Here is a 7,888-nt window from a genome sequence, read left to right as displayed (position 1 = left end):
AAGAGATGCGAGACCACCGCGGCAGAAAACTGGATGGGGCATGGGCAGTGTCGAATGAGTAGAAGGGAAGGCGCCGGGATCTTCGCCTGGATCTGCGTGAGGCATTCCTCGGCCGAGACCTGGCAACCGATCAGGCACTGGATCACCTGGAAATAGGTGTCGAGCGCCGCGCCGGGCATGTAGACGGACGGATTGAACCCCACCCCGTTGGCCGCTGCCGCGAACACTTCGGCCATGACCGGCACCGCCGGTTTCAGCTCGGGCATGGCGCGCGGCGAGATCTGCGTGCCGGTCTTGTGCTCGGCGCGGAACCGCATCACCTCGTCGGAGAGGATGTAGTCGATCCACTTGGCGGCGAGTTCGGGTTGCTTCGAACTGACCGGGATCATCCAGCTCCAGCCAATGCCACCGGTCGGCTTGCTCTCGCCGGCCAGATCGCTCGGGATGGTGGCAAAGCCCATATTGTCGATCGGATACTCGTTCTTCCGGGCATTGTTGATGAACCACGGCCCGCCGAAAAAGATCGCGGCGCGCTTGTTGGTCCAGAGCCGCGTCGCCGCCTCGAGGTCGAGCCCCGCCATCTGGGCGCTGACGTAACCCTTTTTGGCGAAATCGGCGACGCGCTGCGCACCGAGCAGCGGTTCGGCATCGGTCCACGACTTCTTGGCCGTCACCACCTCGCCCATCACGGCCGAGCCCGCCGCCGCCTGCAGGAAATTGCCCATCAGGTGGCCGCCATTGGCATTGTTGCGCGGGCCCACCGCCAGCGGCTCGAGGCCCTTGTCCTTGATCTTTTGCAGCAGCGCTTCGAAATCGGCCCAGCTGCCGCCAATGGCCCAGCCGTTCTCGGCGAACAAGTCCTTGTGGTACCAGAGCCCGATCGCGTCGATGCCATCGGGCACTTCGTAGATCTCGCCGCCGAACTGGCTGCCGAGGATCTCGTAGAGCCAGGGGAAGATCTTGTCCTTCCAGTCCATGTCCGAATAGTGCGCGGTGAGCGGCGCGATCAGCTTGGCGTTGACCACCGTGGTGACGCGGCCGATGCCCGAGTTGGTGAGCAGCACGTCGGGGCCGGCGTTCGACTGGATCGCCGCCTGCACAGCGCCGTTCGAGATGGTGCCAGTGGGCGGCATGTACTCGACGGTGACGCCGGGATTGGCGGCCTCGAAATCGGCCTTCAGCTTGTTCCAGACCTCGGCGACCAGCGGGTCGGCGAGCTGGTCGGTGGCCCAGACCGTCAGGGTCTGCGCCTGGGCGAAGGTCGGCACGGCGAGCAGTCCGGCGGCGGCAAGCGCCACGGCCGAAGCCATCAGGGTTCGTCTCAACATGGTGGTCCTCCTCTTGGTGTCGCGCCGGTTGACCGGCGTCGTCTGGGCTCGGGCGATACTGCCCTCTAGCGTTTGACCGGCTTCACCTCCTCGAAGCGCGCCAGCACGGTGCGCTGTACGTCGGAGATGTGAGCGTGCATCAGCGCCGCCGCGGTCTTGATGTCGCGGCGGCGGAAGGCGGCGAGGATGTCGTCGCGCTCGCGCGCCGCGTCCTCGGCAAAGGTGTGGCTCTCATTGGCGATGGTGCGGCCGATCTGGATCTGCAGCGCCAACCGGCTCAGCGTTTCGATCAGCGCGGCATTGCCGGAAAGCTCGGCAATGGTCTCGTGGAACTCGCGGTCGGCCTGGCCATAAGCCACCATGTCGTCGGCTTTGAGCGCCGCGACGGCTTCATCGAGGATGCGTTCGAAATTGGCGATGTGCCGGTCGCTCATCTGCGGCACGGCGAGCTCCACCGCAAAGCACTCGAGAGTTTTCCGAAGCTCGTAGAGGTCCTCGGTTTCCTTCTTCGAAAAGCTCCTGACGAAGAAGCCGCGATACGGCTTGATCTCGATCAGTCCTTCCTTGCTGAGCGTTCCCAGCGCCTCGCGGAACGGCGTCCGGCTCACCTGCAGCTTCTCGGTCAGCGCCTTCTCGTCGAGCGGCGCGCCCGACGGCAGCTCGCCCGAGACGATCATCCGGACGATTTCCTCGTAGATGCGTTCGCGCAGGGTCAGGTGGCGGATGTCGTTCATTGCGGTGGTCGCAGCCTCGTTGTCCGATGCGCATTTGTATACAATCACTGCAAGAATATACAATATGGAAAATGCACGTTATGGCTATTGCATACGAACTGGCAGCGGCAAGCCGCGCCCAACAGGCTGAAACGGCCGGAAAGCGGGAGGAAATGGCAAAGGTCTACGTGGTTGGAACCATGGACACGAAGGGGCCGGAACTGCGCTACGCTGCCGAACGCGTGCGCGCGGCGGGCGCCGAACCGGTACTGGTTGATGTCGGCACGCAGGGCACAGGCATCGGCGCCGATGTCGCGGCGAGCGTGGTCGCGACCCACCATCCGGAAGGCTCGAGCGCCGTGCTCGGCCTCACCGATCGCGGCAAGGCAGTGTCCGCCATGGCCCGGGCGCTGAGCCGCTATCTCGCGAGCCGCGACGATATCGGCGCGGTGCTCGGGCTCGGCGGTACCGGTAATACCGCGCTGGTCACCGAGGCGATGCGCACCCTGCCGATCGGCACCCCCAAGCTGATGGTTTCGACCGTCGCCTCGGGCAACACCGCGCCCTATGTCGGGCCGAACGACCTCACCATGATGTATTCGGTGGTCGATATCGCCGGACTCAACGCCATCTCGCGCCGGGTCATCGGCAATGCCGCCCATGCCGCCGCCGGCATGGCGCTCACCGCGACGCCCGCTTCAGGCGCCGACAAACCGGGGCTGGGGATGACCATGTTCGGCGTCACCACCCAATGCGTCACCATGGTCAGAGAGGCGCTGGAGGCGACGCACGAGGTCTACACCTTCCACGCCACCGGCACCGGCGGCCAATCGATGGAAAAGCTCGCCGATTCCGGCCTCGTCACCGGGCTGATCGACGTCACCACCACCGAAGTGCCGGATCTGCTGGTCGGCGGCGTCTTTCCCGCCACCGAAGACCGCTTCGGCGCGGTGATCCGCACCCGCCTGCCCTATGTCGGCTCGGTCGGCGCCGTCGACATGGTCAATTTCGGCGCCAGGGACAGCGTGCCCAGCCAGTTCCAGGACCGCCAGTTCCACGTCCACAACGCCCAGGTCACCCTGATGCGCACTACCCCCGCCGAGAACCGCCGCATTGGCGAATTTATCGTCTCGCGCCTCAATCGCATGGCAGGACCGGTGCGTTTCCTCCTCCCCCTGCGCGGCGTCTCGGCCATCGATGCCCCCGGCCAGCCGTTCCATGACCCCGAAGCCGACCGGGTGCTGTTCGACGCTATCCGCTCCGGCTGGCAGGCGGCGCCCAACCGGCAACTGCTCGGGCTCGACCTGCACATCAACGACCCGGAATTCGCCGCCGCGCTGGTGGCGAACTTCCGCGACCTTTCTCCCTCCTGAGACCAGCCCCATGACCAGACTTTCCCGAAAAGACATCCTTCTCAAGCTGCGCAACAAGATCGCGGAGGGCACGCCGATCGTCGGCGGCGGCGCCGGCACGGGCCTGAGCGCCAAGGCCGAGGAAGCCGGCGGCATCGACCTGATCGTGATCTACAATTCCGGCCGCTACCGCATGGCCGGACGCGGCTCGCTCGCCGGCCTGATGGCCTATGGCAATGCCAACGACATCGTCGTCGAAATGGCCCATGAAGTGCTGCCGGTGGTCCGCCACACCCCGGTTCTGGCGGGTGTGAACGGCACCGACCCGTTCCTGATCCCCGACAAGTTCCTCGATGAACTCAGGGCATTGGGCTTCGCCGGCATCCAGAACTTTCCCACTGTCGGGCTGATCGACGGCACCTTCCGCGCCAATCTCGAAGAAACCGGCATGAGTTACGCCCTCGAAGTCGAGATCATCGCGCGCGCCGCCAAAAAACAGATGCTGACCACGCCCTATGTCTTTTCGAGCGACGATGCCGTGGCGATGACCGAAGCCGGCGCCGACATCATCGTCTGCCACCTCGGCCTCACCACCGGCGGCTCGATCGGCGCCGAAACCGCGCTGACCCTCGATGATTGCATCGAAAAGATCGACGCCTGGTCGGCCGCGGCCCGCGCCGTGCGTGACGACGTCATCGTCCTCTGCCACGGCGGCCCCATCGCCATGCCCGACGACGCCCGCTATGTGCTGGAGCGAACGGTCAACTGCCACGGCTTCTACGGCGCGAGCTCGATGGAGCGCCTCCCCACCGAAACCGCCATCGCCAGGCAGGTGGGGGACTTCACCTCGCTGCGCGTCAGCAGGCGGTCGGGCAGCTAGCGGCGGGAGAGGACGGGTTGCGCCGGCGCCCGGACTGAACCCTTCTAGGTGGTTCCCCCGAAGCGTTGCATTTGCTATGTGGCAAACCAGTGACCCCGTAGCTCAGCAGGATAGAGCGCAGGATTCCTAATCCTGAGGCCATGAGTTCGAATCTCATCGGGGTCACCACTGCATGAGGCCATGCCGGACTTCCCGGCCGTACAAGGAGGACCGACCATGACCCTCAAGGGATATCCCGCCCTCGCCCGCATCGCGCTCGCCGCAGCGCTTGCGGCCGGTCTTGCCGCCTGCTCGATGGGGGGTGGAGGTGGCCAGCTGTCGCCGGGCCTGTCGGCGCCGATGAACCAGCCGGGCGCCAGGCTCAACCGCGTCGAGGCGTTGTTCCTGCTCAACGATTTCCGCCGGGCCCAGGGCGCCGCTGACGTGCGTGGCGACACCGTGCTCGACAACACCGCCCAGTCGCTCGCCACCGCCTATGCCAAAACCGGCGCTCAGCCGGTATTGCCGCCGGGCGCCGTGGCGATGCGGCTCAGCGCCGGTTACACCACCTTTGCCGAAGTGTTTTCGGGCTGGCGCGCCGTGCCGGCCGATGCGGCGGCGATCGCCGACTTCACCGCCAAGCGCGCCGGCCTCGGCGTCGCCTACGAGCCGAACTCGTCGCACGGCGTCTATTGGGTGCTGGTGCTTGACGACTGATCCCGAGATCATCGACTGCCGCGGGCTGAAATGCCCGCTGCCGGTGCTGAAGATGGAAAAGCGCCTGTCGCAGTTGCCGACAGGCGCTTCGTTCATCGTGCTCGCCACCGACCCGATGGCCAAGATCGATATCCCGCTCTACTGCCGGCAGAACGGCCACGTGTGTGAAGTCAGCAGCGAGGCTGAGGTGATGCGCTTTGCCATTGTGAAGGCGACGGGCTGAAGCAGACGGCCCCCTCCCGGCCTCCCCCATAAAGGGGGAGGTGAAGAGTCGAGGTCCAGTCTTCGATTGTGCCAAATCCACCGGCAGGCACCTCCCCCTTTATGGGGGAGGATGGGGGGCGTCTCTATCAGTCTGCGACCGACGCAACCGCCGCCGGGGCCCAGGTCGGGCGCGGCCGCGGCAGCGGCACGTCGTCGACCAGGACGCCGAGATCGGTAGCGGCATAGGTCACGCCGTCGATCTCGTCGGTGAGGTAGCTCGGGTGACCCTTGAGCCCCATCGGGAACGCCGCTTCGCGCTCCTTGACATAGGCTTTGGCTTCCTTGCCGCAGATCTGCGAGCGCATGTTCACAGGAGGCTCGTCGATATTGCTCAGCTGCACCACGTTCTTGCCGGTGCCGTTGACCGCGCCGGAGAGCCCGCGCAAAAACAGCTCGGCCGTCATCTCGTTGCGTTCGCGCGCCGACGAGCCCCCCAGCACCACCGCCAGCATCGAGCGGCCGCCGCGCTCCACCGTCGCGACGATGTTGAGGCCCGAGGCGCAGACATAGCCGGTCTTCATCCCGGTGGTGCCGGCGAAATGCTCGAGCAGCCCGTTGTTGGATTCGAGCTTGGCCTTGCCCAGCCGCACCGCCTCGGTGCCGAACATCGGCAGATATTCCGGGAAATCGCGACGGAGGATCAGGGCGAGGATGGCGAGGTCGCGCGCCGAGGTCACCTGTCCTTCGTTGTGCAGGCCATGCGGGTTGACGAAATGCGTGGCGCTGAGCCCCATCGCCGCTGCCATGCCGTTCATCTCCTCGACGAAGGCAGGCACCGAGCCGGAAACGGTCTCGGCAATAGCGACGGCCATATCGTTGGCCGACTTCACCACGAGGATATAGAGCGCATCCTTCATGGTGACCGAAGCGCCGACCTTGAGGCCGGATTTGCTCGGCGCCTGGTTCCAGGCGTTCTTCGACACTTTCACCTTGGTCTCGAGGTTGACCGTACCGGCCTTGATGGCGGCGAACGCCACATAGGCGGTCATCAGCTTGGTGAGCGACGCCGGATGCCACGGCACGCCCGCCTCCTCGGCATAGAGGACCTCGAAGGTGTTCGCGTCGACCAGCAACAGCGGGTTGGCCCAGGCGGGCGTCGTGCCGAGGCTGGCGAGGATAACCAACAGGCTGGCGGCGATGCGCCGGCGAAGATGCGCGAGCAAGGCGCCTCCAGATGCGGTATTCAGGGGTTGCGCGTTTCTAGCAATGTGGCTCGCGTCGCTCAACCGCCGCCGGGCTCCGCTCAAATCATTTTGAAGCACGGCGGTTCCTTCTACGTTAAGTCGGGCAGATTCAGGGCGCTCGACCAGCGGTGGAACAGCGTACGGCGCGGCTCCGGCATTGGCGCCTCCAGCACTTCGAGGGCGCTGATACTGTCGACGCGGAAGTTGCGGAAGTCGTGCCGGAGCGTGCACCAGGCCACCAGCGTCTGATAGCCCTCGAAATAGCCGAGCGCCACCGGGTAGACCGTGCGCTCACTGCTGGCGCCGCTCTTGTCGCGATAGCCGAGCCAGACCTGCTTTTCCTCTCGTAGTGCCCGGCGCAGCCGACCCAGCGGGTTGGCCTCGTCGACGGTGCGCGGCGGAATGACGAACAGCCCGACCGACAGCATCTCGTCGCGCTTGGCCCTTGGCAGCACCGCCTCGATCTTGCTCGAGGCGTCGCGCGCGGTTGCCGCCATCTCGCCGTCAGGCCCGTAGATCAGCCCGCGCAGCCCCAGCACCAGCGCCTCGATCTCCTCGTCGGTGAACATCAGCGGCGGCAGGAAGTGCTCGGCGCGGAGCTGAAAGCCGACCCCGGCCTCGCCGTCGATCGCCGCGCCCATCGATTTCAGCGTCTCGATGTCGCGATAGACCGAGCGCAGCGACACGCCCATCTCCTCGGCCAGCGTGGCGCCGGTGACCGGGCGGCGACGGCGGCGCAGCGCCTGCATCAGGTTGAGCAACCGCTCCGAGCGCTTGGCCATTAGCTGTGCATCGCTGCTGACAAAATCGGGTGCCGGGCGCGGTTAGCCTTCTCGCATCGAAAACCAAGGAGAGACGAAATGACCACCATCCTCACCATCCTGACCGAAGGCTTCGCCGACTGGGAGACTTCCCTGCTCAACGCAGTGGCGCACAGCTTCTACAAGGTGGAAACCAAGTACGCGACCCCCGGCGGCAAGCCGGTGACCTCGTCAGGCAACATGACGGTCACTCCCGAACTGGCGCTGGAGGCGATCAACGTGGCCGACTATGACGCGATCATCGTCTGCGGCGGCACCATCTGGCAGTCGCCCGAAGCGCCCGACATGGCGCCGCTGCTGACCGCGGCGAAGCAGCAAGACAAGCTCATCGGCCTGATCTGCGACGGCACCGTGGCCGGCGCCAAAGCCGGACTGCTCGACACCATCCGCCACACCAGCAATGGCGACGGCTATCTCGATTTCACCGGCTATCAGGGCAAGGCGCTCTATCGCGATACTCCGGCAGCCGTGACCGACGGCCGCGTCGTCACCGCCGGCGGCACCTCGCCGGTGAGCTTCATGGCCGCGGTGATGGACGGCCTCGGGCTGGCCGATGAGAACCTCGATTTCTACGTCGGCATGCACGCAGCGCAGTTCAGCAAGGCGGCTTGAGTCGCGAGGCCGGCGCGGGCTGACCCCCACCCTTGATC

9 protein-coding genes and 1 tRNA gene are annotated in these 7,888 nt (G+C 65.8%); 6 read left to right on the top strand and 4 right to left on the bottom strand.

Annotated features, from left to right (window positions below):
* The coding region (locus VW23_RS07540) for an ABC transporter substrate-binding protein (RefSeq protein ID WP_084645731.1) at nucleotides 1-1,328 on the bottom strand (1,328 nt) is incomplete at its 3' end.
* A 65-nt stretch (nucleotides 1,329-1,393) separates the two neighbouring features.
* Nucleotides 1,394-2,062, bottom strand: coding sequence for a GntR family transcriptional regulator (locus VW23_RS07535; RefSeq protein ID WP_069908966.1), 669 nt, complete (start codon nucleotides 2,060-2,062; stop codon nucleotides 1,394-1,396).
* Nucleotides 2,063-2,214: 152 nt separating this feature from the next.
* Here VW23_RS07535 and VW23_RS07530 point away from each other — a divergent pair, with 152 nt between their 5' ends.
* The 5 genes from VW23_RS07530 (at nucleotide 2,215) to VW23_RS07510 (ending at nucleotide 5,192) form a co-directional block, all read left to right on the top strand.
* Entirely contained in the window at nucleotides 2,215-3,414 is a 1,200-nt protein-coding gene (locus VW23_RS07530) for a Tm-1-like ATP-binding domain-containing protein (RefSeq protein WP_069908965.1), read from the top strand.
* A 10-nt stretch (nucleotides 3,415-3,424) separates the two neighbouring features.
* Nucleotides 3,425-4,273 (top strand): phosphoenolpyruvate hydrolase family protein, encoded by an 849-nt coding sequence (locus VW23_RS07525; RefSeq protein ID WP_069908964.1) that lies wholly within the window; start codon nucleotides 3,425-3,427, stop codon nucleotides 4,271-4,273.
* Between the two features lie 91 nt (nucleotides 4,274-4,364).
* Nucleotides 4,365-4,441, top strand: a tRNA-Arg gene (locus tag VW23_RS07520).
* A 48-nt stretch (nucleotides 4,442-4,489) separates the two neighbouring features.
* Complete coding sequence (locus tag VW23_RS07515; RefSeq protein WP_069908963.1) at nucleotides 4,490-4,969, top strand: spore germination YkwD domain-containing protein; 480 nt, start codon at nucleotides 4,490-4,492, stop codon at nucleotides 4,967-4,969.
* The gene (locus tag VW23_RS07510) at nucleotides 4,959-5,192 is read left to right on the top strand and encodes a sulfurtransferase TusA family protein (RefSeq protein ID WP_069908962.1); all 234 of its coding nucleotides are present in this window, start codon (nucleotides 4,959-4,961) and stop codon (nucleotides 5,190-5,192) included. Before VW23_RS07515 ends, VW23_RS07510 begins: the two co-directional genes overlap by 11 nt.
* Nucleotides 5,193-5,319: 127 nt before the next feature.
* Here the strand turns inward: VW23_RS07510 and VW23_RS07505 are convergent, their stop codons facing one another.
* Complete coding sequence (locus VW23_RS07505) at nucleotides 5,320-6,396, bottom strand: D-alanyl-D-alanine carboxypeptidase family protein (protein WP_069908961.1); 1,077 nt, start codon at nucleotides 6,394-6,396, stop codon at nucleotides 5,320-5,322.
* A 110-nt stretch (nucleotides 6,397-6,506) separates the two neighbouring features.
* Complete coding sequence (locus VW23_RS07500) at nucleotides 6,507-7,199, bottom strand: helix-turn-helix transcriptional regulator (protein WP_069908960.1); 693 nt, start codon at nucleotides 7,197-7,199, stop codon at nucleotides 6,507-6,509.
* Nucleotides 7,200-7,277: 78 nt separating this feature from the next.
* On the opposite strand from VW23_RS07500, the gene VW23_RS07495 reads away from it, so the two are divergent.
* Nucleotides 7,278-7,850 (top strand): DJ-1/PfpI family protein, encoded by a 573-nt coding sequence (locus VW23_RS07495; protein ID WP_069908959.1) that lies wholly within the window; start codon nucleotides 7,278-7,280, stop codon nucleotides 7,848-7,850.
* Nucleotides 7,851-7,888 lie beyond the last annotated feature (38 nt).

This window comes from Devosia insulae DS-56, assembly GCF_000970465.2.
Lineage (GTDB): Bacteria > Pseudomonadota > Alphaproteobacteria > Rhizobiales > Devosiaceae > Devosia_A > Devosia_A insulae.
This window is presented reverse-complemented; position numbering and strand designations above follow the sequence as displayed.

Bases quoted from the DNA above. Each gene is read 5' to 3' on its own strand.
- VW23_RS07525 (WP_069908964.1), top strand. From the start codon at position 3,425: ATGACCAGACTTTCCCGAAAAGACATCCTTCTCAAGCTGCGCAACAAG.
- VW23_RS07515 (WP_069908963.1), top strand. From the start codon at position 4,490: ATGACCCTCAAGGGATATCCCGCCCTCGCCCGCATCGCGCTCGCCGCA.
- VW23_RS07530 (WP_069908965.1), top strand. From the start codon at position 2,215: ATGGCAAAGGTCTACGTGGTTGGAACCATGGACACGAAGGGGCCGGAA.
- VW23_RS07500 (WP_069908960.1), bottom strand. From the start codon at position 7,199: ATGGCCAAGCGCTCGGAGCGGTTGCTCAACCTGATGCAGGCGCTGCGC.
- VW23_RS07495 (WP_069908959.1), top strand. From the start codon at position 7,278: ATGACCACCATCCTCACCATCCTGACCGAAGGCTTCGCCGACTGGGAG.
- VW23_RS07535 (WP_069908966.1), bottom strand. From the start codon at position 2,062: ATGAACGACATCCGCCACCTGACCCTGCGCGAACGCATCTACGAGGAA.